The sequence below is a fragment of the Flavobacterium foetidum genome (assembly GCF_004634245.1).
GTDB classification, from domain to species: Bacteria; Bacteroidota; Bacteroidia; order Flavobacteriales; family Flavobacteriaceae; genus Flavobacterium; species Flavobacterium foetidum.
On the sequence record NZ_SJTF01000003.1, the window covers coordinates 50,862 to 76,879 of the forward strand.

28 protein-coding genes are annotated in these 26,018 nt (G+C 34.4%); 22 read left to right on the forward strand and 6 right to left on the reverse strand.

Going from position 1 to position 26,018, the window contains the following annotated elements:
- Positions 1-242: 242 nt before the first annotated feature.
- On the reverse strand, positions 243-1,574 hold the full coding sequence (locus E0W73_RS04980) for a DUF5723 family protein (RefSeq protein WP_135220990.1): 1,332 nt from the start codon (positions 1,572-1,574) through the stop codon (positions 243-245).
- A gap of 335 nt (positions 1,575-1,909) precedes the next feature.
- The gene (prfA, locus tag E0W73_RS04985) at positions 1,910-2,986 is read right to left on the reverse strand and encodes a peptide chain release factor 1 (protein WP_135220991.1); all 1,077 of its coding nucleotides are present in this window, start codon (positions 2,984-2,986) and stop codon (positions 1,910-1,912) included.
- 320 nt (positions 2,987-3,306) lie between these two features.
- Here prfA and E0W73_RS04990 point away from each other — a divergent pair, with 320 nt between their 5' ends.
- The 5 genes from E0W73_RS04990 (at position 3,307) to E0W73_RS05010 (ending at position 7,477) form a co-directional block, all read left to right on the forward strand.
- Entirely contained in the window at positions 3,307-3,843 is a 537-nt protein-coding gene (locus tag E0W73_RS04990) for a hypothetical protein (protein WP_135220992.1), read from the forward strand.
- Between the two features lie 152 nt (positions 3,844-3,995).
- Positions 3,996-5,840 carry a DUF262 domain-containing protein gene (locus tag E0W73_RS04995; protein ID WP_135220993.1) on the forward strand — a complete coding sequence of 615 codons (1,845 nt, stop codon included), beginning with the start codon at positions 3,996-3,998 and terminating at the stop codon, positions 5,838-5,840.
- 130 nt (positions 5,841-5,970) lie between these two features.
- Complete coding sequence (locus E0W73_RS05000; protein ID WP_135220994.1) at positions 5,971-6,480, forward strand: hypothetical protein; 510 nt, start codon at positions 5,971-5,973, stop codon at positions 6,478-6,480.
- A 48-nt stretch (positions 6,481-6,528) separates the two neighbouring features.
- Complete coding sequence (locus E0W73_RS05005; RefSeq protein ID WP_135220995.1) at positions 6,529-6,774, forward strand: hypothetical protein; 246 nt, start codon at positions 6,529-6,531, stop codon at positions 6,772-6,774.
- Between the two features lie 349 nt (positions 6,775-7,123).
- Positions 7,124-7,477, forward strand: coding sequence for a hypothetical protein (locus tag E0W73_RS05010; RefSeq protein WP_135220996.1), 354 nt, complete (start codon positions 7,124-7,126; stop codon positions 7,475-7,477).
- A 216-nt stretch (positions 7,478-7,693) separates the two neighbouring features.
- On the opposite strand, the gene E0W73_RS05015 is transcribed toward E0W73_RS05010, so the two are convergent.
- Positions 7,694-8,191 (reverse strand): GNAT family N-acetyltransferase, encoded by a 498-nt coding sequence (locus E0W73_RS05015; protein ID WP_135220997.1) that lies wholly within the window; start codon positions 8,189-8,191, stop codon positions 7,694-7,696.
- Positions 8,163-8,468, reverse strand: coding sequence for a type II toxin-antitoxin system TacA family antitoxin (locus tag E0W73_RS05020; protein ID WP_135220998.1), 306 nt, complete (start codon positions 8,466-8,468; stop codon positions 8,163-8,165). Before E0W73_RS05020 ends, E0W73_RS05015 begins: the two co-directional genes overlap by 29 nt.
- Before the next feature lie 242 nt (positions 8,469-8,710).
- Between E0W73_RS05020 and E0W73_RS05025 the strand changes: the two genes are divergently transcribed.
- The 7 genes from E0W73_RS05025 (at position 8,711) to E0W73_RS05055 (ending at position 11,993) form a co-directional block, all read left to right on the forward strand.
- Positions 8,711-9,100: a hypothetical protein gene (locus E0W73_RS05025; RefSeq protein ID WP_135220999.1), complete on the forward strand. Its 390-nt coding sequence runs from the start codon at positions 8,711-8,713 to the stop codon at positions 9,098-9,100.
- On the forward strand, positions 9,087-9,314 hold the full coding sequence (locus E0W73_RS05030; RefSeq protein ID WP_135221000.1) for a hypothetical protein: 228 nt from the start codon (positions 9,087-9,089) through the stop codon (positions 9,312-9,314). Before E0W73_RS05025 ends, E0W73_RS05030 begins: the two co-directional genes overlap by 14 nt.
- Before the next feature lie 332 nt (positions 9,315-9,646).
- A complete protein-coding gene (locus E0W73_RS05035; protein ID WP_135221001.1) occupies positions 9,647-10,093 on the forward strand; it encodes a hypothetical protein in 447 nt (148 codons plus the stop codon).
- Positions 10,094-10,237: 144 nt separating this feature from the next.
- Positions 10,238-10,780, forward strand: a complete 543-nt coding sequence (locus E0W73_RS05040; protein WP_135221002.1) for an STM3941 family protein — start codon at positions 10,238-10,240, stop codon at positions 10,778-10,780.
- A gap of 2 nt (positions 10,781-10,782) precedes the next feature.
- Positions 10,783-11,277 (forward strand): SRPBCC family protein, encoded by a 495-nt coding sequence (locus E0W73_RS05045; RefSeq protein WP_135221003.1) that lies wholly within the window; start codon positions 10,783-10,785, stop codon positions 11,275-11,277.
- Positions 11,278-11,319: 42 nt separating this feature from the next.
- Positions 11,320-11,457 (forward strand): PhzF family phenazine biosynthesis protein, encoded by a 138-nt coding sequence (locus E0W73_RS05050; RefSeq protein WP_244248436.1) that lies wholly within the window; start codon positions 11,320-11,322, stop codon positions 11,455-11,457.
- Between the two features lie 104 nt (positions 11,458-11,561).
- Positions 11,562-11,993: a hypothetical protein gene (locus E0W73_RS05055; protein WP_135221004.1), complete on the forward strand. Its 432-nt coding sequence runs from the start codon at positions 11,562-11,564 to the stop codon at positions 11,991-11,993.
- 292 nt (positions 11,994-12,285) lie between these two features.
- On the opposite strand, the gene E0W73_RS05060 is transcribed toward E0W73_RS05055, so the two are convergent.
- The gene (locus E0W73_RS05060; protein ID WP_135221005.1) at positions 12,286-12,663 is read right to left on the reverse strand and encodes a GreA/GreB family elongation factor; all 378 of its coding nucleotides are present in this window, start codon (positions 12,661-12,663) and stop codon (positions 12,286-12,288) included.
- Between the two features lie 363 nt (positions 12,664-13,026).
- Between E0W73_RS05060 and E0W73_RS05065 the strand changes: the two genes are divergently transcribed.
- The 9 genes from E0W73_RS05065 (at position 13,027) to E0W73_RS05105 (ending at position 22,096) form a co-directional block, all read left to right on the forward strand.
- Positions 13,027-13,437 (forward strand): DUF6157 family protein, encoded by a 411-nt coding sequence (locus E0W73_RS05065; protein ID WP_135221006.1) that lies wholly within the window; start codon positions 13,027-13,029, stop codon positions 13,435-13,437.
- A gap of 14 nt (positions 13,438-13,451) precedes the next feature.
- Positions 13,452-13,880 carry a copper resistance protein NlpE N-terminal domain-containing protein gene (locus E0W73_RS05070; RefSeq protein WP_135221007.1) on the forward strand — a complete coding sequence of 143 codons (429 nt, stop codon included), beginning with the start codon at positions 13,452-13,454 and terminating at the stop codon, positions 13,878-13,880.
- Positions 13,881-14,168: 288 nt separating this feature from the next.
- The gene (locus E0W73_RS05075; protein WP_135221008.1) at positions 14,169-14,411 is read left to right on the forward strand and encodes a hypothetical protein; all 243 of its coding nucleotides are present in this window, start codon (positions 14,169-14,171) and stop codon (positions 14,409-14,411) included.
- Positions 14,412-14,672: 261 nt separating this feature from the next.
- Positions 14,673-15,233, forward strand: a complete 561-nt coding sequence (locus tag E0W73_RS05080; RefSeq protein ID WP_135221009.1) for a dihydrofolate reductase family protein — start codon at positions 14,673-14,675, stop codon at positions 15,231-15,233.
- Positions 15,234-15,302: 69 nt separating this feature from the next.
- The gene (locus tag E0W73_RS05085; RefSeq protein ID WP_135221010.1) at positions 15,303-16,058 is read left to right on the forward strand and encodes a helix-turn-helix domain-containing protein; all 756 of its coding nucleotides are present in this window, start codon (positions 15,303-15,305) and stop codon (positions 16,056-16,058) included.
- Between the two features lie 53 nt (positions 16,059-16,111).
- On the forward strand, positions 16,112-17,272 hold the full coding sequence (locus tag E0W73_RS05090; protein WP_135221011.1) for an FAD-dependent oxidoreductase: 1,161 nt from the start codon (positions 16,112-16,114) through the stop codon (positions 17,270-17,272).
- Positions 17,273-17,446: 174 nt separating this feature from the next.
- Positions 17,447-19,747: a DNA topoisomerase 3 gene (locus tag E0W73_RS05095; RefSeq protein ID WP_135221012.1), complete on the forward strand. Its 2,301-nt coding sequence runs from the start codon at positions 17,447-17,449 to the stop codon at positions 19,745-19,747.
- Between the two features lie 782 nt (positions 19,748-20,529).
- Complete coding sequence (locus E0W73_RS05100; RefSeq protein ID WP_135221013.1) at positions 20,530-21,006, forward strand: DUF6265 family protein; 477 nt, start codon at positions 20,530-20,532, stop codon at positions 21,004-21,006.
- Positions 21,007-21,025: 19 nt separating this feature from the next.
- Complete coding sequence (locus E0W73_RS05105) at positions 21,026-22,096, forward strand: outer membrane protein assembly factor BamB family protein (RefSeq protein ID WP_135221014.1); 1,071 nt, start codon at positions 21,026-21,028, stop codon at positions 22,094-22,096.
- A gap of 195 nt (positions 22,097-22,291) precedes the next feature.
- Here the strand turns inward: E0W73_RS05105 and E0W73_RS05110 are convergent, their stop codons facing one another.
- Positions 22,292-23,452: an MFS transporter gene (locus E0W73_RS05110; RefSeq protein WP_135221015.1), complete on the reverse strand. Its 1,161-nt coding sequence runs from the start codon at positions 23,450-23,452 to the stop codon at positions 22,292-22,294.
- A 225-nt stretch (positions 23,453-23,677) separates the two neighbouring features.
- Here E0W73_RS05110 and E0W73_RS05115 point away from each other — a divergent pair, with 225 nt between their 5' ends.
- Entirely contained in the window at positions 23,678-26,002 is a 2,325-nt protein-coding gene (locus E0W73_RS05115) for a TonB-dependent receptor (RefSeq protein ID WP_135221016.1), read from the forward strand.
- Positions 26,003-26,018: the final 16 nt, after the last annotated feature.

The following is a 26,018-nucleotide window of genomic DNA, read 5'->3' on the forward strand; positions in this document are numbered from 1 at the left end:
AGTGTATTAGAAACTTAGAAGCTTAGCAGCTTAAACAATAATTTCAAACATTGTACGAAACGAATATAACACGAAATTATGCAGCATAATGTATTACTTCAAATTGGAACGCAACCCACTACACGTTCCCGTGGTTGAAACCACGGGCTATGTTTTTCATGCAAAATGATTATCATTTAGTCTAGTAGAAGCTCAAAAACTTAGAACCTCAGAAGCTTAGAACCTTAGCAGCTTTAAAACCCCTACTTATAATTCTGATAAATAGGAAGTTTCAACCCTATATAGACATTCGTAGCTTTAGAATTGTTTGATAAGAAATTAGAAACCAGAGAACCAGAACCTACAAATAGCGGGCCAGCCCTAAAACCAGCTCCAATTTGCGTACCGCTGTATTCCATCCAGGTTACAGGAACATAAAAGCTGAATTGTCGAGTTTCGTATCTTGGCGTAAAAGTAATCGAATTGGCAATCGAGATTCTGTTTACCTTGTTGGCATCAACCAAGCTGAAATCGCCGCTCAGGTTCAGATAAAATTTATTATCGATATTCCAGTCAAAACTTGTGTGCAGTGCTGTTGGCAGGTTGGCCTTTACCCCTTTTCTTGAAGAAACTTTAGTATAATTTTCATCAAAAAATTCAAAAATATCGTCGGCATCATCAATATCTTGTTGATTTACACGTCCTGTAAGATCATAAGTATTTTCAACGAGGTTTTTGTAATTGATTTTTCCAATATCAGTAATCGAGGCTGCGGCTTTAAATTTATAGCGGTTTCCGATACAAGTATGGCAGTTGGTGCGGTATTCGTAAGTAAAACCCAAATCGGCACCAATACCAGCAGGGCTGCCGTCAAACTTTGGATCGTTTCCGCTCGCATAATCATAACTCGCAGCGGTTTTTAAAGTTCCAGTCGAATAATATTCGCTCAATTCCGGAAAAGCATTGTTTCTAGTAAAAGCTACGCTTAAATCGCTTCCGCTGATGTAGCCGTTTACACCCGACATCAGGTATTTTAGTGTGATTCCACCCTTTATAAAATGCTCGTCGCGATCCATTAAAACCGTTCCGTAGCCCACGCCAATCTCTGCCCACGAATTCGTAACACCATTCGGACTCCCGCCCGAAAGCATAAAACTGTTCGAAGCATCGATATCTTTGTTTACCTCATCAATGAGTTCGCCATTTACGTTTACAACGTTGGTAATGCTCCTAACCCTCGAAAAAACCGCAATACTGTGTATTGGCGTGATATTCAGCATAAACGAAGGTCCCAGAATATCAATATTCATATTTCCGTTGTTATTGCTCTTGAAATGTTTGCTCGCCTGCTTGTCAATATCATAATTGCTTTTCAGGAAATCGTTAAAATTAACTCCGTATAAATCGTTCTGTGCGGTACCGCTGGCAGAAAAAAGAGTAACATCGGCCCTGTACTTCGAGTCTACAATAGCGGATGGATTGAATAACACGCCCTGAATACCGGCATAATTATCATCACGAAATCCAAAATAAGACTGACCTTGCGCATAAAAAAAGCCGCATAAGAAGCAGCAAAAGTGTAAAGTTTTTTTCATAAAATTCTTTTAGTTGGTTGGCTGTTAATTCTTACTTTTAAAAATAGGATTAACAAATATGAACTAAAAAAAGTCAAAAAAAAAGACAATCCGATTTTACAAATCGGCTGTCTTTTTTTAAAGATGCTAAGGTACGAAGCTTCTAAGTTGCTAAGTTTTAGAAAAAACTAATAAATCTTACTTCGTGATAAAAAAGTGTAGTATTGTCCTTAAATTAAAATGAAAAAGCCGGACATTATCCGGCTTAAATATTTTTTAAAAAAAACTGATAAAATTTCAGAATCTAAGAAAAACCTTAGTCCTAAGAAACTTAGCACCTTAGAAGCTTAAAAAAATTAGTAAACCTCCGAAGCTTCCTTCAATTTCTCCATATTATTTACCAGCTGCAGTTCGGCAACGATTTTCTGGATATCACCGTTCATGATGTTTCCTAAATCGTAAAGCGTAAGACCGATTCTGTGATCCGTCACACGACCTTGTGCGTAGTTGTAGGTACGAATTTTAGCCGAACGGTCTCCAGAACTTACCTGAGAACTACGTTTTTTAGCATCTTCCTCTTGCTTTTTGGCCAATTCCATTTCGTATAAACGAGAACGTAAAACCGTCAAAGCCTTATCTTTATTTTTGTGTTGCGATTTCTCGTCCTGACACTGCGCCACCAATCCGGTTGGAATGTGCGTTAAACGTACAGCCGATTTCGTAGTATTTACCGACTGTCCTCCAGGTCCAGACGAACAGAAGAAATCGACCCGAACGTCGTTCATATCTACCTGAACATCAAACTCCTCAGCTTCTGGCAAAACCATAACCGTTGCAGCCGATGTATGCACACGCCCTTGCGTTTCGGTTTGTGGCACACGCTGTACACGGTGTACGCCCGCTTCAAACTTCAAAGTTCCGTACACATCTTCTCCTGTCACTTCAAAAATAATCTCTTTAAAACCACCAGAAGTACCCTCGTTCATATCTACAACAGATGTTCTCCAGCCCATTGTTTCGCAGTATTTCGTGTACATTCTAAACAAGTCTCCAGCAAAAATACTCGCTTCATCTCCACCCGTTCCGGCACGGATTTCGACCATAACGTTTTTCGCATCTTCAGGGTCTTTCGGAATCAGCATAAATTTGATTTCCTCCTCAAGCTCCGGCAAACGCTCCTTTGCTTCATCCAGCTGCATTTTGGCCATTTCCACCATTTCGGCATCGCTACCGTCTGCAATGATTTCGTTAGCCTCCTCGATATTTGCCAAAACTATAATGTATTCTTCTCTCTTTTCAACCAGCGCTTTTATGCCTTTATATTCCTGATTAAGCTGTTTATAACGTTTTTGATCAGAAATAACATCCGGCTGGATGATCAAATCCGAAATCTCATCAAAACGCTGCTTTACATATTGAAGTCTATCTAACATTTTCTAATTCCTTTTATTGGACGGCAAAATTACAAAATTTTTGTGGAAAATTCTAGTGGTTATTTTTTGAGGGATTTCAGTTGACTATTTAGTGGAATTATGTTGGTTTTTAGGAGCAAGTTCCTGCTATCCGCTATATCTTTTTAGGCAGAAGGTTTACGGTTTAATAAGCTCTTTTTCGTTTGCCTAAAAAGGATGCCGCTGCTATCAGGGCTAGGGTTTTGGTTTTTAAAATAACGATTATGGTTTTCCGTAATGTTTTTAGATTTTAAGTCCTTAGTTTTGAAAACCATACTCAACTAACAACCATAAATTTTAAAATGAAAAAGCTATTCACATTCTTGCTTATTTTTATAATTACCCAAAATTATTCTCAAAATAAGAATTCTGAAGCCCGACAGTTTATCGAGAATGCAGAAATCATGCAAATAAATAAGGATTGGAATATAAAAGCCGAATTTACTACTGGATTGAAAGAAGTGTTAGTTTTCTTTCCTGTTGAAGCAATTGATTTAAAATCACACAATAAAATAAAGGCATTGCAAGTAGAAATGGCATTAACCGACAATTATTTTAAATCTTCTTGGATTGATTTAAATGAAGTTGAAGAATTTGTTTTATTTCTTGAACAGTACGTTATTCCAAATCTAAAAGATAAAACCGAAAAGAATCAATCAACCACATATATATTTAATTCCAAAGAAATAACATTTAGCTTTTATATTCAAAATACCTCTAGAAGAATATCAATATATCTTAAAGATAATGGTTTGACCGATTATAGACGCTATTTCTGGACAGAATCTCAAGTAAATAAAATTCCTGAATTGCTTGCAATGTTGAAGAAGATTAAATAAGTTTCAACTACATAAACTTTGCTTTACTTTTTTTAACAAATCAGGGGGTTTTTACTCAGAAGTTTGTTTAAATAAAATACGATTTTTGTTTCTTTTTATCGTCGCAATAAACATTATTATAACAACCATTACAATGCATACACAAGAAATTTATGGAGAAAAAAACTTTATCAAATATTCTGGAAGGAAAGATTTTTCAAATACCTGATTACCAAAGAGGATATGCTTGGGAGATAAAACAATGGAAAGATTTTGTTCAAGATATTGATGCCTTAATCGATGACAAGATTATTAACCACTACACAGGAACTATTGTTATCTACCAGCCTATTTTCAAACCAACTGAAAATTATGGTACAAAAAAACTTGAAATAGTAGACATAGTTGACGGACAGCAAAGATTAACAACTTGCAGCATATACTTATCAATTATTCTAAAAGAACTTATTAAAATATCTGCTGATTTTAATTCTGAAGTTCCTATTTATCTTTTTTCCGGAAGCAAATGTAAACTAAACTTAAATAATGATACAGCTGATTTCTACTATGATTTAATATCAAAAGGAGTTAGCAATTTGGAACCAAATTCTATTCATCAACAAAGAGTTTACGATGCATATTCTTTTTTGAAAAGACACATTGAAGAACAGCTGGAATTAAGAGCAGAAAAAGGTGAAAATTATTTAAGAGATTTATTTGATGCTATTATTCGTAAATTAAACTTTTCGTTTTATCCTATCGAAGTAGAAAGTGAAATAGGAATGACCTTTGAGCTTATGAATTCTAGAGGAAAAGATTTATCCTCAATGGAACTACTCAAAAATTATCTTATGTATTGGGTATATAGAAACATTCCAGATGCTTCAGAAAAAGAAGACTATACTAAATTAATAAATAAAACCTGGAAAGAAGTTTATGTAAATATAGCAAAATGTAGTGGTAGTGAAAGCCAGTGTTTACGCATCGCATGGACATTATTTGTAAGCTATACTCCAAAAAACTGGGAAGGCTACAGCGGTTTTAAAACTGATGACGTAATTCCTTTACGAAATTTTTCAATTAAGAGTAAAAATGAAGTAAAAGACTTTCTTTTAAAATTTTTAAATGGTCTTGCATTAATCTCAAAACATTATTCAGCAATTATTAAACCTATCAATATTCCTCTTAAAGAAAGTGAATTCAATCTGCTTACCAAAATTAAGAATGCAGGAAATATTGCAAACTATCTTCCTTTGTTGGTGGCTGCCAGAATCAAATATGAAAATGGTGAAGTACAAAATACCGATTATATTGATTTCTTAAAATCAATAGAAATCTTTTCTTACAGAGTTTTTCTTTGGGAAGGAAAACGAAGCAATGCCGCTTTATCAAAATTCTACCGATGGTCTGATGACGTATTTCATTCTAAGCATTCTCTAAAATCAGTTACAGACTGGATTTATGGAACAATTAACTGGTATTCTCCCGAAAATGATTTCAGAAAATCTTTAACAGATCATTTTTTTACATGGTATCATCACAGAAGATTATTGAAATACACTCTTTTTGAGTATGAGCTCTTTTTACTACAAGGCAAAAATCCGCCAAAATTAAATTGGGAAGATTTGACAGACTCAACAATCGAACATATTCTACCACAAAATCCTGATCCAAATTCAAACTGGCTTATCAAATGGACCAAAGAAGAAAGAGAAAAGTTTACTCATGACCTATCTAACCTAGTACTTACTAAAGATAATTCACGCTATAGTAACTTTGAATTTGAAAGAAAAAAAGGAATAGCAGGCACTGGCTTTTCTTATTCAAATTCAGACATAAGACAAGAAAGAAAAATAGCTGAATATGATGAGTGGGTTGCTGAAAGCTGCAACAAAAGGCGTGACGAATTAACAAACTGGATAATTCAAAATTGGGGAATTGAAAGACATTATCAACAACCAGTAATTGAAATTATAGTAGAAGAGGAAGAAGAACCAATATTTAGCGATATTGATTAAATCCCCGCTCCCGCACGAATCCTTTCGTGTGCGGTTTGCATTTAATTAAACAACAAAAAAGCTTACCACACGAAAGGATTCGTGAGGTAGCGGAGGGATATCGATGTAGCAATAGCAAAAATTACACAAAATGAATTTTAATGAAATTTTACATTTTAAAATTGGGCGTTGGCAGACTAAAAATCATTCAGACAATAAACATGAAGATGATTTTCATAAACCTGACGGAGTAAAACAACAAATTTTAAATCAAGTTGGAAAAAGAAACTATGAACATAAAGTTGGTACTAATCCAGACATCCAAATCGATAAAAAAGGTAAAATTGTTCTTGTTGGATCAAGAAAAGGAAAATATAAATATGCAAAGCCATTTATTACTGAAATAAGAGCAGATGATTTTTTCATCTTAAGATTTGTTCCTGATTCGGAAAAACAATTTTTAGACATTTATCTGTATTCAAATGAAAGCGAATCAGAAAAGAAAAAATCAGAAAAAGAGGAAATACAAGATTTATTTGAAACCAATGAGTTTGTGATTTTACCAAATGATGAAAATTTAATTTTGCAGTTTCTTGAATATGCATATGATAGACAGCAAACATTTGAAAATGAGGTAAATATATTAATAATAATAAATTGAAACGTACAATACATTTAAAATAATATCCTGAAAATTAAATATAAATTTATGAATTCAATATACAAAGCCATTGAAGAAGATAACGAATTTGAAGTGGCAAAAGCATGGTTAAACGAAAATGGAACTTTTAAGAATTGGAAAATAGAGAAAAGAAATAGTAAATCTCTGAATTCTACAATCATCGAAATGACTAACAAAATTACATTTCAAAAAAAAGGCAGTATTGAAATTAAAACAGATGAGGGTGATGATCTCAAACAAATAACTATCAATATTTACAGAGCTGAACTTTAAAAAAAAATGCTCCCGCTCCACGAAGAGTACTAAAAAAATCCCCGCCCCCAGCTCCCCAAAGTCTTCAACCGAAAAGCTACGCAAATGTCTCTGACTTTGCGTTTTTTTATAATTCTTAAAAAAACACTAACAAAACAAAAATCTCCCGACTTTTTACTTACTGTTCTAAAAATAATTAATACAAGACATTCCTAAAATAAAGTCAGAGACTTTGAGACGTTTCTGTTTTCAAATTAATCACAAAGAAAATGGCGCAAAGTCAGTCCCGAAAGCTTTCGGGATTGCGCAACATCGATGTTTAAAACTTACACTAAATATCTTATATTTGATAAAACTAAATCTATCTAAAATGAATAAACTACTTAAGCTAAACCTTATTGGCGTAATTTTATTTCTTACTTCTTGTACTACCATGTCTCCACTTCAAGTACACAATTCGCTTCCTACTTTAACAAAATCAAAATACATAACGCAATCAGAAATAGAGACAAGTAATTGCAAATATTTAACAAAAGGCAGAAGTTTTGTCGCTCCTATCGGAATGACAGCTAAAAACGATTTGACAAATGCTGCCAAAGGAATAGATGAATGGGTTCAAATTGATGGAGGAAATGCTTATATTTTAAAAAGCTTTAATTGGGTTAATATTGATAAAGATACAAATCAGCTTCATGTAGATTTTGATACTTTAATTTGTGAATAATTTACACTAGAAAGATAAAACTGAAGAAAAGATTCTGCTGCCTGTTATACAAAAGTCAAAATGTTAAATGACGAAGAATTTAAACTTTGTCAAGAAGCATTTGTGCATGCAGTTTTTTTTCTAAACTTAAACCAGGAAATTTTGTCTCTTCATCATAAAAAATCGAAATTAAGTAAATAAAAAAAGGCTATTTTACAATGCGGCCTCTTATATAAACTAAAAATTTTCAATAGTTTTTATGGGTATAAACATTTTTCCTGTACCGGGCAACAGTATAAATCCGTATTGCTCATAAAATGTGACTGCGTTACTGTCAATTGGATCTACAATTACTGCCAAAACACCTAAAGACCTAGAAATGTCAACACATTTTTTTAATGCATCCATCAGTAATATTGCTCCATAGCCTTTTCCCTTTATTTCTTTGTCAACCGCTAATCTACCCAATAAAATAGTTGGTAGATTTTGATAAGATGGAGGCATTCTTTTTACTAACTCTAAAGGAAAATCTTGCGTATTTACTGAATTTCCAGATAATGTATAATAGCCTACTATTTTTTTATTTTCAGAATCGACTAGAACGTAACAAACAGATAAATCTCGGTTCCTATCTTGTTTAGCTTGTTTTTGAATATAATTGTTTAAAACTGTATTTTCACAATCAAAGCCACTTTTTTTATGGTCTTTACTTAATTTCTCTATTATCAAACTCATCGCCTTCCAAAAAATTTTTATATTTTAATTGAGCTTCCTTAAGCTTCTCATTTGGACTTGGCGGATTCAAAATTGACTCTAAGAAAATCTTCTTGTCTTCTATCGTACTGACTACTAGATTATTTTCAGTAATAATCTTTGCAGCTTCGGCATTGATGCAAAAAACAACAAACTCAGACAAGTTTTTAAAGCCGCGCAATTCAGATGCGTACTTAATTAACTCTTTTTGTTCTTTGCTAATTCGAACATCAATCCTATCGTTAATTAATGTATTCATAAGTAAAAATATTAAATGTCTAAATTACAAATGTACGTTATTTTTACGTACAAATCAGTATTTGGTTAAATTTTAACTTAATTGAATCTTCAAAAGTAGAATGATAATTTATTTGTTTAGATTTGAATAGAGAAATAACGTAAGGAAATGATTAGTATTTATAAGATTCATAAATGAGACTAAAACCTTTTTATATTTTCTCCAGTTTTATAATCATCTTTATCGCAAACTGCTTTTTGTTGATGTTGCGATATAAGGCATTTGCTCAAAATGCAACATATATTTCCTATAGGGATAAGAGTATAGAAAAGCAACTGGGCTATAATTTAGAAGATTATGTAAAAACAAAATCGATGCTTAGATTACAGCTCAACGGCAACGCTAGACATGATGACAGCGTTTTAAATGATTTTCAGCTTGAAATTCAAAAAATAAAAAAAATCCAAAATCCGAACAAGGGAATCCATTTAAAATTCGGCAAAAAAACAGCTTTTGAAAATGTGATTCGTTCTTTTCAGATTTGCAAAATAGAGGATTGCGCAACATACGCACCTGATGGATATGATTTTTGGGTTTTCCCATATCATAAAAAAATTAAACTTAAAGAAAGTATTTCTTGTGGCAAATTTTGATAAAAAATACGGAATCATAATAGTTGTGATTTTTGTAGTCTGCATGATTTTTAAACCTGTACTCTGTTTCCTGATTCTAGGAATATTTGCATTGGCTTACGCAACGTTTTATATCGTATTCTTATATAAAATCAACAAAAACGGAATCGAAACAACAGGAACAATTGTATCTTACGAAGCAGACAGCGAAGGCTATAAATCTCCTGTTTGTTGAGTTTCTGCTTGCTGCGGGAACAATAATTACACGAAAACCTTTTTTGCATACCTCTTCCGATTTAGATAAATTTAGATCTTATCGAGGAAATATAGATAAACCCATAAAAATAATTTACGATCCAGAGAACCCTGAAAAATTTATTTTAAAAGATAATTACAACGGCTGTGGTCTTATTTTTTTAATCATCATTGGTTTGATTTTTACGTATATTTCGATTGGAAATCTGATGGGATATAATAATATATTCTAGAGGCTTCTGTCAATCAAAAATTTTTATCTTTAAACAATTATACAGTTGCAAAACCCTAAATCAAACTAATATCCAAACAATGCAGTCTAAACTAAAGATCTTGATAATTGTCTCGATAGCTCTTTTTGTTACTTATAAAATAGTTTCTTTTTTTTCAACTTTTCACTTTTATGCCGCAGGAAGATATCCTTACGCAGAAACGTATTATCTAAAATATCCTGAAAATGAAGTCCTAATGGCGCTAGAAAAGCTACAGCTCAAAAATGCCGACTTAAAAGATAAATATTCAAAAGATTACTGGCACGACATTTCTTTTGATCTTAACGGCAAGAGAATTGAAGCATGGACAAGGCCTTTTGAAGAAACTACAGATTTTGCGCTCGTTGCGGTTTACAAAGACAGAGAATCAGAATGGCAACTTGTTAATCAGGATTTAGGTCTTCTTGGGAACATCATGCTGAAAAGAGAATTTGAAAAAGAAGTAATAGAAAAACTTAAAATGGAATTAGCAAAACAACATCAGTGATTCGTAAAGTAAAAACCCATCAAATGAAATTAATGAAACTAGTTTCTTTTTAGTTTCTTCTCAAGTCTATGTTTTTTTATATGTTGAATAAAAAATAATCAATTAAACCCAACGGGCATTATTATCATTCTAGAAAACTAACCTATGTCTTCAGCAAATCAAATTGAAATTCCGTTAAGCAAGAAAAAAATGTTTTTATCATTAGTCATTTCAGTTCTTTTTATCTGTCTCGGGATTTGGTTCTTAACAGCTCCTCCAACCAGCAATCATCCCATTTATGGAAATCCAATATTGTTTTTCTCCTGTGGTATAGTTTCGGTTATTTTTTTCGGATATGCAGGATTTACAATCTTCAAAAAACTAGGAGACAAAAAGCCTGGTTTACTAATTAATTCTGAAGGAATTACCGACAATTCAAGCAATATTGCTGCCGGAATTGTTTTGTGGAGCGACATTACGAGAATTAGTACTGTCAATGTAATGAATCAGAAATTTTTAATCATTGCGGTAAAAAATCCAAACGAATACATCAACCGACAAAGCGGAATTCTGAAAAGGAAAACGGCAGAAATGAATTACAAAACGTATGGTTCACCCATCAGCATCTCAGCAAATACACTGAAAACTAATTTTAAGGATTTGTATGATTTGCTGCAAAGAAAATTTAATGAAAATAAAACCGAATAAAAATGAAAAACTTCGACTGGACTTCTTTCACCAAAAAAATAGCCGTTAAAGCTAAAATCGGCGAAATCTATAACGCTTGGACAATTGCAAATGAACTTGAAAAATGGTTTCTCGAAAAGGTTTCTTTTTTTGATGCCAATCAGGAACCAATTGACAAAAACAGAAACATTACAGAAAACAGTTCTTATGAATGGCTTTGGTATTTGTACGATGATGCCATGAAAGGAAAAATCACTTCTGCTAACGGAAAGGACTTTTTACAGTTTACATTTGAAGGAAATTGCTTGGTCGATATAAAATTGAGCGAAACAAATGGTTATACGATAGTTGAACTTCGTCATCATAATATTCCAACAGACGATTCGTCTAAACAATACATAAGACTAGGCTGTTCCAACGGCTGGCATTTTTATTTGACCAATTTAAAATCGGTTTACGAAGGCGGACTGGATTTAAGAAATAAAGATGAGGATTTGAATCCTATGATTAATAATTAAAAGAATATTTATACAATAATACTTTTTAACACTTCTATAAAAATGAAGACTTATTTTGTTGACTCATTTACAAATGAAAAATTTAAAGGAAATCCAGCTGCAGTTTGCCTTCCAGAAACAGTCTTAGACTCGGAAATGATGCAAAATATATGGAAGAAACAAGTTTCCACACATAGCTAAACTATGTGCATTTAAACTAGTGAAACGCCTTTTTTAAGTTTAATTAAACTATGTTTCTATGTGTTGAAAATAATTTCACCCAACGAGTTATAAAAAAACAATTTATGAATATTAGAAAATTAAGAATTCAGCCGTTCGAAAACCTAGATTCTTTCAAAATTGATCTGTTACACTCATTAAAAATGTATGATCATAACAAGAATTGTTTACTGGAGTTTGAAACCAGACTAGATAATTATCTTAACAGAAACAAGGATACAGCAATCGAAATTAAAATTGATTTAGAAAAATTCTATAAGTCTATTTACGATAAAAAATTTCGAACTTTTGAAAGATATAAACGAGAGATTCCCGAAAATTATCCGTGGGGCGCTTCAAACATGGAGACACAGGCCTATTACGATCCAATTGTCTGCGATGAACAATATTATAAAGATGTTGAACAAACAGAAAAAGAGGCTCAATTACAATTAAGTGAAATGCTTTTAGAAATTGAATATTTAAATAGTAAAGAACGAATTTCAATACTATTTTAATGGGGTTGTCTCAAAAATAAAGCTCCTTTTTGGTAAGCTTCGGAGAAGTATCATATTTATAGAAAAAGGTAAATGTATACACTATAAAGCTCCATAGGAGCGACATGTTTTTTTTAAAATCTATACTATTATGTCGCTCCTCTGGAGCTTTTTTCATTTTGTTATTGAAATTCTATAAATATTGTACCCCTCTGGGGTTTATGGAAGTTTTTTTGCAAATATTACCTTTTGCCGAAAGAGGCTGTCTTTTGCGACAGCCCCTTTTTTATTTTGTCCATAGCAGCAAATACTATTAAGCCTCTACTTCTACCTTTAAAATTTCGAGTTTCAAATTTCCTTTTTTAGCCGGCCATTCTACAACATCGCCTACTTTGTAACCAACCATGGCAATACCTTCATCTGAAAGAACCGAAATTTTGTTTTTGCTTACTTTCACTTTTTCGGGACCAACCAAAAGAATTGTTTTTTCTTCATTTTTGACATGGTCTTTATACGTTACTTTTCTGTTTACAGAAACAATATCTTCAGGCAGATTTCTTCTTAAGACTTGGGTGGCGTGTTTTAATTCGTCCAATAGAAGTTCTTCTTCATGAGGCGTTACTTTTTTTCTTCGTACGTGATCTTTAATTAAATCGTAAGTTCCAGTGGTTAAAACAATATTTTGTGACATGATTTTCTTGTTTGGATCATTTTCATACAGAACGACATTCAACTCTTCACTGAATATCTGACAGCCCAACACAATTCAGTTATATTTTATCCTGAATGAAAATGGAAGTTTTAAAAAAAATGAGCTTGATAAAAAGGTAATCCCTGTCTAGAGTTGTGACAGGGCAAAAGGAATAAACTCTTTTGAGCTTCTTAAGAAAGTATCGTCATGCAAATACAGCAATGCGCTCATTAGGCACATCAAAGAACTGTTTATTAAGTAAAAATTTGCAGTGATCATCATAAACTTATTATCGTGACAATATAAGGCTTTTTTAGATATTCTGTAAGAAAAAAAAGTATATTTACATAAAAACTTTTCAAGATGAAAACGCACACCACTAATTATTTTGATACTTTCATAGAAGTTGCTACAGATACCAAAGCAGACAGCGGTACAAAACCGCCATCAAAAGAAAAAAAGACGGTTGCCGAAATGCAGTATGAGATAATTGCTAAAAATCCGTACAAATATACCTCAGACGATGTCCTCTTTCAGGTTTTTGCTGATCGGAATGATGTTACCAAAAACGAATACAAAGCGGCAAGAGAACAGTTTTTCTCAAAAGGGCAAGCTTGTCTGCGCGCTTCTCCCCTGACCAAAACATACGGTTTCGGAATTCACAGCGACAGCGAAGGAAAAATTGCCTTGTTCGGAATGGAAACCGATGAATACGAAAAGTTTGTAAAGGACTCAAATGTCAAGAAACTTAAAGCAATGAAATCAAGCAGATAAAGCCACATTATACTATGAAAAAAATTATAACCGCATTCCTTGTAATTTCAAACCTGAGTTTACTGGCGCAAACAAATCAGTTTTCGGGAGAATATACTCGTTCTTTGGGTGAAGGAGAAAAACATCTTATTGAATACCAACTGACGCTGAATCAAGACGGAACATTCGTTTTTCATTCCTATTCCAAAATACAAGGCGTAAATCCTACAGAAGTTCATAAATACGGAAAAGGAAAATGGACTGCAAAAGACAATCTTATTACTTTCTCTACTGACAAAAAAGAAGATTTTGACGAAAAATACACCTTAGATTTTAATACTTCGACAGCGAGATTTATAGCTAAAAATCCACGCGATAAAAGTGCTAAAGTGGTCAAAACCAAACTCCAGTTTTTTGAATCTGAAATTGCCTGGATAAGACGAATTGACGTTTTTAAAGTATAATTGTAATGAAAAAGATTGACTTATTGATGCTCATAATTAACCGAAGTTAAAAACTGAAAAACGCCAAAGAGAAGGCCTACAATTATTTACATGGAAGTGCATTCAAAATTTAGAACTCTATTTCTTACAAGAAGATGTCTTTTTTTCTTTATTCTGCTTATTTTTTTTCTTTTAGTCTTTTATGATGATTTAAGTAATGGAGATCTGACAATAATTGCCGTTTCATTATTTTTTTTTATTTGTATTACATCTGGTCTGCTTCTTAATCTTAATTTAGTCTATGAAATCATGGTGACAGAAGACGGAATTACGAAAACAACTTTTGTATCTCGTGAGGCAGAATTCATACCTTTTTCTTCAGTAATTAGTATCCATTCGCATAGAGTTCCTGGAATGCAGGGAAAAGCAGGACAAATAAGCCGTGGTTATTTTGAAAGTGTTCTTGTTCTTGAAGATGATAAAAAACTTTTGATTAGTCCCGATATTTTTGAAAACTATCATGAAATTATTGAAGCAATTCGAAATCGATAAATTAACTTATTCGTAAAATTTCAGAAATTTACGTAACATTATAATTTTGTTAAAATCCATGAAAACTATCATCTGTCTGACTTGACGTATCAAAATTCACGGCAGAGCAAATTCAGGAAAAATATCCTGCAACTTATTTTAGAATTGTCGATACAAAAACGATTCCGTTTATAGGGATTTATGTCGAAGATTGGGTCAAAATTAAAAAACAGGGAGTCTTAAGCAAGAAATATTACTTTTCTAACTCAAATAATGTAACTTATGAGAAAGCTGAAATTACAAATGAACATAACCATCGACGGATTTGTTGGCGGCGAAAATGGCGAACTCGACTGGATGCTGCAAGAGACAGATACAAAACACATCGAGTACCTTAACAGCATTACAGAAAATACAGATATGATTTTGCTGGGCAGAAATATGGCACAAATCTCGATTCCGCATTGGCAGAAAGCTTCAGAGAATACTAGTGAAAATTCAGAAACCGATTTTGCAAAATTCTTTACCGAAACGTTAAAAGTGGTTTTCAGCAAAACATTAAAAAATATAGAAGGCAAAAATACGGTACTTGAAAACGGAAATTTAAAACACGCAGTCGAGCAACTAAAAACACAATCTGGCCTTGATATAATGGTTTATGGCGGCGCTCAATTTGTTTCTTCCTTAATCTCAGAAAACCTTATTGATGAACTCAATTTATTTGTACATCCAGTTTCGCTCGGAAAAGGTCTGCCTATTTTCAAATCTGAATCAAAGTACAAATTAGCAAAAGCAGCATTTTATTCCAACGGAATTGTGCTTCACAAATATGTAAAATCATAATAACCAATAAATAGATGGGAAAATTAAAAAACTTCGTGCCTTAGCGCCTTAGCGGCAAAAAACAAAAAAATGAACAACGACTTTTACTATCAATTTGTAATTCCAGAGCAATCTGCAATAGATTTTGTTGAGAACATTGGTATGTTTCATAACCAGTCCGATCAGCCTAAAGAAGTTGTCATCATGCCAGATGGAAGAATCGATTTGTTTTTTATGCAGTCTGAGTCAGCTACTTTTGATACTATTTTAATTGGACTAGAAACTATTCCAGAACAAAGAAACATTCCGCCTCACACCCTAGCCTTTAAAATCAGTTTCAAACCCTTGGGAGTTGAATATATTCTCAAAACTGAAATTGGCGACCTGCTCAATTCTTCCAAAAAACTGCCCGATAATTTCTGGGATTTCAAGAAAGAAGACTTTAAGGATTTTGAAACCTTTAAAGAAAAAGCATCCTCAAAAATAAACGCACTTTTGCCTCTTCAAATCGATGAAAAAAAACGTCGTCTCTTTAAGCTTGTTTATGCTTCAAACGGCGAAATGTCTGTACAAGAACTCTCAGAAAAAACAGACTGGAACAGCAGGCAAATCAACCGCTATTTCAACAAACAGTTCGGACTATCGTTGAGCGCTTTCTGCAAGATTCTTCGTTTTAAAGCTTCTTTGCCTCACATTGCAAAAGGAAAGCTTTTTCCGGAACTGAACTTTACCGACCAAAATCATTTCATCAAAGAAATCAAAAAATTTTCTGGAGTTGTACCCAAAGAATTATTAAAAAACAAGGGTGACCGATTTATACTATTATCCGTTCTCAAAGAGCAATAATTTTGTTCCGAATCAAGGCCCAAAAGGCGAAACAGAACAAAATCTAAAAAGAAATGTTACTAGAAAACAAACAAATCGCCATTATTGGCGGTGGTCCAGGCGGTCTCACGCTGGCCAAACTACTACAGCTTCAAAATGTAAATGTAAAAGTCTATGAACGAGATTTTGATAAAAATGCAAGAATTCAAGGTTCTCCTCTTGACCTTCATGACGAATCGGGATTGGCCGCTATTCGCAAAGCAGGCTTATTAAACGAATTCAAAAATAATTTTCTCCCAGGAGCTGATAAAACACGAATTACAAACGAACAAGCCGAAATATTTTTTAGCGATCATGAAATCAATGAGAATGAAAACTTCGGAGACGAACATTTTCGTCCCGAAATAGACCGCGGTGCGCTTCGAAAAATACTACTAGAATCGCTACAACCCGAAACGGTGATTTGGGATAGTCATTTTCTTGCTATGGAACCTCAAAACGATGGATGGCTGCTGCATTTTAAAAACGGCAGCTCGGTTTATGCCGATCTTGTGATTGGTTCTGATGGTGCTAATTCTAAAATCAGGCCTTATCTCACAGATATAAAAGCTTTTTACAGTGGCATCACAATGTTGGAAGGCACAATTTATGATGCTGCAAAAGCGGTTCCGCAGATTGCGTCATTGGTTAATGGCGGAAAAATAATGGCTTTTGGAAATACAAAAAATATTTTGATGGGACAAAAAGGAAATGGTGATCTAGGATTTTATGCCAGCTTTAAAGCCGATAAAAACTGGATTTCAGAAAATGGTCTGGACTACACTGATAATAAACAGATTTTAAAATGGTTTCGGAAAGAATATCCAGAGTGGAGCAACATCTGGCACGAACTTTTTGCAAATGCTTCAATTCCTTTTGTGCCGCGTCCGATTAACTGCATGCCTCTTGACCAAAGTTGGCAAACCATACCAAATTTGACCGTAATCGGAGATGCCGCTCACGTAATGCCTCCATTTGCAGGTGAAGGCGCAAACATGGCGATGCTAGATGCTTTGGAATTGAGCGAATCTTTAACCTCTGAAAACTTTGAATCGACACAAGAGGCAATTTCATCTTATGAAACCAAAATGCTGCAAAGAGCCTCAAAGGCCGCACAAGAATCACTAGAAAATGGAGAAAAAATGCACTCAAAAAATGCCTTAAAAACAATGTTGGATTTTTTTCAGCAACATTAATTTTGATCTGGCGCAAATTATGTTTTAGAAATAAATCAGTAATTCGATAAAAATCTAATGATCCAAAAAAAACTTTGCCACTTTGCCACTTTGTCTCTTTGCCACTTAACTCGAGAATCTTTGCCCTTTTCTCATAAAATCCCTAATTTCGCTTATTAAACTAGAAAGTATAAAATGAAGGTCTGTATAGCCGAGAAACCAAGTGTCGCCCGTGAAATAGCTGCTGTATTGGGAGCCAATAACAAGCACGATGGTTATTATGAAGGCAATGGTTATGCCGTGACTTATACTTTCGGGCATTTATGCACCTTAAAAGAACCTAACGATTACAAACCGCACTGGAAAAGCTGGGATTTGAACAATCTGCCCATGCTGCCTGAAAAATTCGAAACCAAAGTAGTTCAGAATTCAGGTATCGAAAAACAGTTCAAAATCATAAAAAGCTTATTTGACAAAGCCGAACTGGTCATAAACTGCGGGGATGCTGGGCAAGAAGGAGAATTGATCCAGCGTTGGGTCATGAACGAAGCGCATTATAAAGGCGAAATAAAACGTTTATGGATTTCGTCTCTAACTACTGAAGCAATCAAAGAAGGTTTTGATAATTTAAAACCTTCCGAGAATTACGATAATTTGTTCTACGCCGGATTTTCAAGAGCAATCGGCGATTGGCTTTTAGGTATGAATGCCACCCGTTTGTACACCGTAAAACACGGCGGTTACAAACAGGTGCTCTCCATTGGTCGTGTGCAGACGCCGACGCTTGCGATGGTTGTGGACCGTTTTAAGGAAATCGAAAACTTTAAGCCGCAGCCGTATTGGGAACTGCAAACGCTTTACAGAGAAACACTTTTCAGCTATGAAGAAGGACGTTTCCTGAAAAAAGAAGATGGAGAAATCTTAGCAGAAAAAGTAAAAGAAAGTGATTTTGAAATTGTCTCTGTTGATAAGAAAAACGGAAACGAATATGCGCCAAAACTGTTTGACTTAACAGGTTTACAGGTTTACTGTAATCAGAAATTCGGATTTTCGGCAGAAGATACGCTTAAAATTGCGCAGTCGCTTTACGAACAAAAAGTGGTCACTTATCCCAGAGTAGATACTACATTTTTACCAAACGACATTTACCCAAAAGTGCCGGGAATTCTTCAAAAACTAACCAATTACGCCGAATTAACGCAACCGATTTTAGAGAAAAAAATCAAAAAATCACCAAAGGTTTTCAATGATAAAAAAGTAACCGATCACCACGCTATTATTCCGACCGGAATCGAGATTAATCTGCCGTACAATCAGCAGCAGGTTTATGATATTATTGTAAAACGCTTTATTGCTGTTTTTTACGATGATTGTCTGGTAGCAAATACGACAGTAATCGGAAAAGCTGCTGAGGTAACTTTTAAGGCCACAGGAAAACAAATTCTAAAAAAGGGATTCAGAGTCGTATTTGAAGATCCAAATGCAAAAGAAAAAGAACCAGATTTACTGCCCGCTTTTGTTGTGGGCGAAAAAGGGCCTCACGAACCCTCTTTCCTTCAAAAAGAAACCAAACCGCCAAATCATTTTACAGAAGCGACCTTACTGCGTGCCATGGAAACCGCAGGAAAACAGGTCGATGACGAAGATTTACGCGAATTGATGAAGGAAAACGGAATCGGGCGTCCGTCTACACGTGCGAACATTATTGAAACGCTTTTTAAGCGCCAGTATATCGTTCGAAACAAAAAACAGGTTCTGCCTACTCCAACTGGAATTCAGTTGATCGATACGATTCAGAACGAATTGATAAAATCAGCAGAACTTACAGGTTCATGGGAAAAACAGCTGAAAGATATTGAAAAAGGAACTTTTACTGCAGCCGCTTTTATCAGAAACATGAAGCGAATGGTTGAATCTTTGGTCTATGAAGTTAGAAGCGAAACTAAACATGCTAACATTTCTCATGCCGCAACAGTTCAGAAACCCGTTGTAAAAACAGAAAAAAAGAAAGTTTCCGGAATTTCGGCAGAAAGCTGTCCGAAATGCCAAAAAGGAAATCTGATAAAAGGAAAAACGGCTTTTGGATGCAGCGAATACAAATCAGGTTGTGATTTTGTGCTGCCATTTGTTTTTCGTGATAAAAAAATCAGTGAAAGCCAATATTTACGATTGGTTCAAAAAGGATCAACAGTAAACATTAAAGGTTTTAAAACAGATTCTGGAACAGTTGAAGGTTTGATTCGTTTTGAAGAAAACTATAAATTAAAATTGGAACCCAAGAAGACAGAAAAGAAAACGCAGGAAGAAAAACCAGATTCTTTAAGCTGTCCGAAATGCAATAAAGGAAACATTCTAAAAGGCAAAACCGCTTACGGCTGTTCTGAATACAAATCGGGTTGCGATTTTAAGATTTCTTTTGATGAAGTCAGAGCTAAATTACAAAATCAAAAACCGACAAAAGAATTGGTATATTCTATCTTGAAGGAAAGTGTTTAATTTTTTCAGCCACAGATTCTTTTCTTTATCTATTGCCACAAATTACACTAATTTCCACGATTATTTTTTCACGCAGATTTAGCAGATTTGATTTATGATTAATTAAAAACTGCCAGTGTTTGGAAGAAAATCAATGCAATCATTTTAATCTGTGGCAAAAATATCGTCTCAACTTCCAAAAAAAAATTTGTGTAATTTGTGGAATTTGTGGTTAAGAATCTCGACCTAATTTTAAAAGAGAAATTTCGTGTAAATTAGTGTAATTTGTGGCAAAAATCTCGTCCCAATATTCAAAGAAAAAATTCATGGCTACTTTCAAGAGCAGTATCAAAATGATTTTGTTTCACGCAGATTTTGCAGATTTAGCAGATTTGATTTATGATTAATTAAAAACTGCCAGTGTTTGGAAGAAAATCAATGTAATCATTTTAATCTGTGGCAAAAATATCGTCTCAATTCCAAAGAAAAATTTGTGTAATTTGTGTAATTTGTGGCAAAAATCTCGTCCCGATTTTCAAAGAAAAATTTGTGGAATTTGTGGAATTTGTGGCAAAAACATCGTTCCAGTTTTCAAAGAAAAATTTGTGCAATTTGTGGCAAATCTCGCCCCAATTTTCAAAGAAAAATTTGTGTAAATCCGTGTAATTTGTGGCAAAAACATCGTTCCAGTTTTAAGAAAAATTCGAGAATTGCTTGGCAAGTTCGCTATCGCTCCAATCGTGGCTACTTTAAATGACAAATATTTTTTTCATACATTAGCACCCAACCAAAACCTTAAAAATATGTTCCAGAAAATTACTCTTATAACCCTAATTATAGCCTTCGTTTCCTGTCAAAAAAAAGAAACAGTAGAAAAAGACAAAATCAAAAAAGCAGACTGGTTGATTGGAAACTGGGAAAACACTTCTGCTGATGGAGTTTTAACCGAAAACTGGCAGAAATTAAACGACAGCACCTTCAGCGCCACTTCCTATTTCATCAAAGGAAAAGATACTTTGCATTTTGAAAGCATTATTTTGGCGCAATTAGCAGAAACATTGACATACAAAGCTACAGTAAAAGGTCAGAACGAGGATAAACCTGTTTTCTTTCCATCAACTTCAGCATCAGACAAACAATTAGTTTTTGAAAACCCAAAACACGATTACCCACAAAAAATAACCTATACAAAAAGCAGTGCTAGTACCTTAACTGCTGAAATTTCGGGGAATCTGAATGGAAAACCCGCATCAGAAAAATTTGTGATGACAAAAAAATAAACTTTATACTGACTAAAATATGAAAATCAAGATTGTACTATTCATCGGTTTTTTTGCGACATTAAATGTTTTACAAGGACAAAGCATTATTTCTAAAATTAGTGTTCAAAACAAAAATTTAATATTCGGAAGTCTTAACAAAAATCTGTATTCTGTCAGTATTGATTCAAAAAAAACAAATTGGACCTTTAGCGCCGAAACTGAAATCTACGGTCAAGCCGAAGTCAAAGACAATAAAATTTATTTGGGAGATAGCAACGGCCTTGTATATTGCATAGGCTCAGACGGAAAACAAATCTGGCAGAAAAATCTTGGCACTTATGAAGCCATTACGCATAAACCTATTTTTATAGACAACAACTTATATATTTCGTCTGGTTCAAGCCTTTTTATTTTGGATCCGAGAGACGGTTCTACTTTGGGAAAATTCTACGCTAATGCCCCAATAACTTCGCCTGTTTCTACAAAAGACAATTACCTGCTTATAGCCGATAATAAAGGGAAAATCTACAAACTAAGCAAAGAAGTTGCTTTGATTGACTCATACCAAATTGCTCTGGGAGCCGTTTTTGGCAAAATTATTATAGACGAAAACAATATCTTTTTTGGAAGCAATGACAGTAATTTCTACAAATACAGTCTGGATGGAAAAAAGGTAATTTCTTCTGTAGCGACTAACGACTGGGTCTCTTCAAGTCCTTTAAAAGAAGGTAATCTTATATTTTTTGGCAATGACGGCGGCTTTTTCTTTTGTTTGGACAAAAACAACATGACGACGAAATGGAAATTTAAAGCTACCGCAAGCATTCGCACTGAACCGCTTATTACAGGCGATAAAATCTTTTTTGGAAGTGATGACAAAAATCTTTACGTAATAAGTAAATCGACCGGAAAACTGATCAAGAAGTTTTTGGCAAAAGATAAAATAAAATCAAGCCCAGCGCTTATAGAAAACGTAGTTTATTTTGCAGACGAATCAGGAGAAGTTTACGCTGTTGATACCGAATTAAAAGCCCTTAAATCTATTTTTAAGACAGCAGGACAAAATGCGGATCCTACTAAAACTGTTGAAACGGTAAAGAAGAATTAACAAATGACAAAGCAATTCATTAAAACATTTTTATTGCTTACTGTAATTTCATTCTCTTCCTGTGGACAGGGAAAAATCAAAACGCCGCTAAATGCAATGAATCAATTTGAAAAATTTAAACTTAAGGAAAAATTTGTACCCGAGCCAAAAAACTTAGCAATTTAGCAACTCAGAACCTAAGCAACTTAAGAAAAATTACTCATTCTCTCCGATTTTATTCACCATAAAAATCATCAGAATACCTAAAAGCGCCATAACTAGAAAAGCCCATTTCATACTCAGATATTCAGAAATAAAACCAACCATTGGCGGCACCAGCAAAAAGCCGAGATAACCAATTGTCGAAATTGAAGTCAAAGCCGAACCGCTGCTTAGCTTTGAAGACCTTCCTGCGATACTAAACACCAAAGGCACCACACAAGAAACTCCAAATCCGATTAAAACATAACCAAAAATAGTCGGATATGCATAAGGCAGAACAAAACATATTCCGAAACCAACAGTAATTAAAATACCGCTGTAGAGCAGAATTTTTTTGGTTCCGAATTTCATTACGCCATAATCACCAAAAATACGTCCTAAGGTTACTGCTGTGGCAAAAAATACAAAAGCCGCACTGGTCAGTTTTGGAGAAGCTTTTAATATATTTTCAAAATAGATACCGCTCCAGTCGTACATGGTATTTTCGCAAGCCATAGAAACAAAACAAATCAGCGCAAATTTTACCAGATTCTTTTCTGGCATCGAAAAGAATTTCTTTTTAACCGGAACAGGCTCGTTATGAATACTCATTGGATAAAAGAACGCCGTAAGCGCCAACATAAATACACTCACTCCAATTAAATGATGCGCTGGTGCTATCTTTTGAGTAACCATAATATAACCCAATCCCGCTCCAGAAAATACCGCAATGCTCCAAACAGCATGAAAACGCGTTATAATCGATTTTGGATATAATTTCTGAACTTCAAGAGACTGCGCGTTAATAGAAAGGTTGAAGATATTGCGCGAAGCTCCAAAAATTAAAAGCACAATAACCAGCTGCCATACAAAAGCAACCAAACCCGGCAGAGACAATACAATATTGAACATAATTGCCCCTAACAGCATAATATACCGGCTGCTGTACTTGTTTAAAAGTTTTCCTGTAAAAGGCATAGTCAGCATGAGGCCTATGGGAAAGGCAAACAAAACTGCTCCAAACTGAGCTTCGCTTAAATGTAATTGAGCTTGTATATGCGGAATTCTGGAAACCCAGGAAGAATATCCAAATCCTGACAGAAAGAAAAAAACAGTGTTGGCTATACGATATCCTTTTGGCGTATTCTCAAACTTTTTTAAGAAAGGTAAAATCATGAATTCATTTTTCAGAGTGCAAAAATAAACATTTTGAACTTTTAAGTGCTTCTAAACTCTTTAAATAACGATTACGAAACGTGTATTTTCAAAACTTTCCACGCTTTATAAAACCATTCACAAAAAAAACTTGAACCAAAAATTGTTAAAATAATATTAATTTATAAATTTGTACTGTTTTTATTTATTCTAAATAAAACATATTATAAACCAATAAAAGCCAAAATGAAATATCTTAATCCGAAAACATCCCGTTTTCTTTTTACAGTCAGTTTATTATTAACATTCTTCGCTGGATTTTCACAGCAAAACCATGGAAAAATCAAAGGACAAATAACCACCTCAGACGGTGAAGCTGCCGCTGGTGTCAATGTCATTTTAAAAAATTCAAAATATTGGAGCATCACCAACGATGACGGTAGTTTTGAATTCAACAAAGTAAAAGCCAACTCCTATACTCTTCAGATTTCACTAACAGGCTATGAAACTCTAGAGCAGGAAATCACAGTTGCCGAAAACGAAACCACCTCACTAAATCTTCAATTAAAAGTTTCGAATAAAGAACTGAAAGAAGTGGTCATTAATAGCAAAAAAAGCATCTTATCTAAAAAGACCGATTATGTCGCTCGTATGCCTTTGACTAATCTTGAAAATCCTCAGGTTTACAGTGTCATACAAAAAGAACTTTTGCAGGAACAAATCGCCGTAGACATCAAAAATGCGGTGCAAAATTCGCCAGGAGTTGTTCCAATCAGCTATCCTTCAGGAGGAATCGGACTGATTTTCAGAGGTTTTTCAACGGGAGTAAATGCACGTAACGGGATGGAAACGGTTTCTGGACGTTCTTCTGTAGATCTTGGAAATGTAGAGCGAATTGAAATTATGAAAGGCCCTTCAGGAACCTTATTTGGTTCGTCTGTATCTTCTTTTGGAGGTGTCGTAAATTTAGTGACCAAAAAACCTTTTGAAACTACTGCTGCCGAAATATCTTATACCGGCGGAAGTTTCAGCCTAAACCGTCTAACGGCAGATGTTAATACACCGCTTAATGCAGATAAAACGGTTTTATTTAGAGTGAATGTTGCTGTAAATAGAGAAAAAAGCTTTCTGGATTATGGGTTTAACAACACGTTGCTTTTTGCGCCAAGTTTAACCTATAAAGCATCTGACAAGCTTACCTTCAATATTGATGCTGAACTTTATAATGTAAACAACACCAGACGTACTTACAATACGTACGCGGCAAATTCTGGCATCACCAATCCTACTGATCTGCAAATAAATTATAAAAAATCGATGTTTCACGACGACAACGATGCCAAAACAACTGCTACAAAAGTTTTCGCTCAAGCGGAATACGAAATATCAGAAAACTGGAAATCGACAACCGTATTTTCGTTTGTAGGCGAAGATGTTGAGCGCAGTTACCAGACTTATGCTGTTTGGAATTCTCCAACGCAGGTAGACAGAAGAGTTGGTTTGTGGGGACCTATTTATAACAACTTCACAAATATTCAGGAAAATATCAACGGAAAATTTGATACCGGAAGCATTAAACACAAATTCTTGGCCGGAGTAAACTACAGAATCTATAATTCTAATTTTTCTGGCGGGAGGACATTCACTCTTGATAATATTGATGTTACGACCGATTTTGCTCCGATTAGAAGAAAAGCTGTTGATGCCGGTCTTGTTTTGACCTCATCTCCAGTTGCCGACCAAAAAACAATCAGCGTTTATGCCTGCGACGTGGTTAATTTTACAGACAGGCTTTCTGCTATGTTAAGTTTGCGTTTGGATAATTTTGAAAGAGCAAAAGTGGGAACCGTAGAAGGTTATAGCCAAACAGCGCTTTCGCCTAAATTAGGTTTGGTTTATGAGGTGGTAAAAGACCAAGTTTCGGTATTTGGAAATTATATGAACGGTTTCCAGAATATGCAGCCAGTTACACAACCAAACTCTACACAGTTGGTTTTAGATCCAGTTTATGCGATTCAGTATGAAGGAGGTGTAAAAGCCGAAGCGTTCAATAAAAAATTAAGCGGATCGATTAGTTACTATAATATCACGATTGACAATGCCACAAGAACAGACTTGAACGGATACACTTTCCAAGATGCAAAACAAGTCAGTAAAGGTGTTGATTTCGAATTGATGGCAAATCCGTTTAACGGATTCAATATCGTAGCAGGTTATGCTTACAACGACAATAAAATTGTAAAAGCTTCTGTGGCGGCCATCGAAGGAAACAAAGCAACAGGCGCACCAGAAAATGTAGTTAACTTCTGGACCACCTATACTTTCCAAAATAAGCTGAAAGGTTTAGGAATTGGTGCGGGTGCCAATTATATCGACAAAAATTACTTTACTGCAGAAAATACTGTTTACATGCCGTCTTACACCGTTTACAATGCAACGATTTATTATGACCAGCCTTCTTGGAGAATTGGCTTGAAATTCAACAACATAACAAACGAAAAGTACTGGGATTTCTGGGGATCGTCAAACGCTCCAACAAGTGTTCTGGCTAATTTGACAATCCGATTCTAAAATCTTAAATAGCAAT

What these genes read in the sequence shown, in the direction of transcription:
- E0W73_RS04980 (WP_135220990.1), bottom strand. Translation starts at nt 1,574, where the DNA reads ATGAAAAAAACTTTACACTTTTGCTGCTTCTTATGCGGCTTTTTTTAT.
- prfA (WP_135220991.1), bottom strand. Translation starts at nt 2,986, where the DNA reads ATGTTAGATAGACTTCAATATGTAAAGCAGCGTTTTGATGAGATTTCG.
- E0W73_RS04990 (WP_135220992.1), top strand. Translation starts at nt 3,307, where the DNA reads ATGAAAAAGCTATTCACATTCTTGCTTATTTTTATAATTACCCAAAAT.
- E0W73_RS04995 (WP_135220993.1), top strand. Translation starts at nt 3,996, where the DNA reads ATGGAGAAAAAAACTTTATCAAATATTCTGGAAGGAAAGATTTTTCAA.
- E0W73_RS05000 (WP_135220994.1), top strand. Translation starts at nt 5,971, where the DNA reads ATGAATTTTAATGAAATTTTACATTTTAAAATTGGGCGTTGGCAGACT.
- E0W73_RS05005 (WP_135220995.1), top strand. Translation starts at nt 6,529, where the DNA reads ATGAATTCAATATACAAAGCCATTGAAGAAGATAACGAATTTGAAGTG.
- E0W73_RS05010 (WP_135220996.1), top strand. Translation starts at nt 7,124, where the DNA reads ATGAATAAACTACTTAAGCTAAACCTTATTGGCGTAATTTTATTTCTT.
- E0W73_RS05015 (WP_135220997.1), bottom strand. Translation starts at nt 8,191, where the DNA reads ATGAGTTTGATAATAGAGAAATTAAGTAAAGACCATAAAAAAAGTGGC.
- E0W73_RS05020 (WP_135220998.1), bottom strand. Translation starts at nt 8,468, where the DNA reads ATGAATACATTAATTAACGATAGGATTGATGTTCGAATTAGCAAAGAA.
- E0W73_RS05025 (WP_135220999.1), top strand. Translation starts at nt 8,711, where the DNA reads ATGTTGCGATATAAGGCATTTGCTCAAAATGCAACATATATTTCCTAT.
- E0W73_RS05035 (WP_135221001.1), top strand. Translation starts at nt 9,647, where the DNA reads ATGCAGTCTAAACTAAAGATCTTGATAATTGTCTCGATAGCTCTTTTT.
- E0W73_RS05040 (WP_135221002.1), top strand. Translation starts at nt 10,238, where the DNA reads ATGTCTTCAGCAAATCAAATTGAAATTCCGTTAAGCAAGAAAAAAATG.
- E0W73_RS05045 (WP_135221003.1), top strand. Translation starts at nt 10,783, where the DNA reads ATGAAAAACTTCGACTGGACTTCTTTCACCAAAAAAATAGCCGTTAAA.
- E0W73_RS05050 (WP_244248436.1), top strand. Translation starts at nt 11,320, where the DNA reads ATGAAGACTTATTTTGTTGACTCATTTACAAATGAAAAATTTAAAGGA.
- E0W73_RS05055 (WP_135221004.1), top strand. Translation starts at nt 11,562, where the DNA reads ATGAATATTAGAAAATTAAGAATTCAGCCGTTCGAAAACCTAGATTCT.
- E0W73_RS05060 (WP_135221005.1), bottom strand. Translation starts at nt 12,663, where the DNA reads ATGTCACAAAATATTGTTTTAACCACTGGAACTTACGATTTAATTAAA.
- E0W73_RS05065 (WP_135221006.1), top strand. Translation starts at nt 13,027, where the DNA reads ATGAAAACGCACACCACTAATTATTTTGATACTTTCATAGAAGTTGCT.
- E0W73_RS05070 (WP_135221007.1), top strand. Translation starts at nt 13,452, where the DNA reads ATGAAAAAAATTATAACCGCATTCCTTGTAATTTCAAACCTGAGTTTA.
- E0W73_RS05075 (WP_135221008.1), top strand. Translation starts at nt 14,169, where the DNA reads ATGGTGACAGAAGACGGAATTACGAAAACAACTTTTGTATCTCGTGAG.
- E0W73_RS05080 (WP_135221009.1), top strand. Translation starts at nt 14,673, where the DNA reads ATGAGAAAGCTGAAATTACAAATGAACATAACCATCGACGGATTTGTT.
- E0W73_RS05085 (WP_135221010.1), top strand. Translation starts at nt 15,303, where the DNA reads ATGAACAACGACTTTTACTATCAATTTGTAATTCCAGAGCAATCTGCA.
- E0W73_RS05090 (WP_135221011.1), top strand. Translation starts at nt 16,112, where the DNA reads ATGTTACTAGAAAACAAACAAATCGCCATTATTGGCGGTGGTCCAGGC.
- E0W73_RS05095 (WP_135221012.1), top strand. Translation starts at nt 17,447, where the DNA reads ATGAAGGTCTGTATAGCCGAGAAACCAAGTGTCGCCCGTGAAATAGCT.
- E0W73_RS05100 (WP_135221013.1), top strand. Translation starts at nt 20,530, where the DNA reads ATGTTCCAGAAAATTACTCTTATAACCCTAATTATAGCCTTCGTTTCC.
- E0W73_RS05105 (WP_135221014.1), top strand. Translation starts at nt 21,026, where the DNA reads ATGAAAATCAAGATTGTACTATTCATCGGTTTTTTTGCGACATTAAAT.
- E0W73_RS05110 (WP_135221015.1), bottom strand. Translation starts at nt 23,452, where the DNA reads ATGATTTTACCTTTCTTAAAAAAGTTTGAGAATACGCCAAAAGGATAT.
- E0W73_RS05115 (WP_135221016.1), top strand. Translation starts at nt 23,678, where the DNA reads ATGAAATATCTTAATCCGAAAACATCCCGTTTTCTTTTTACAGTCAGT.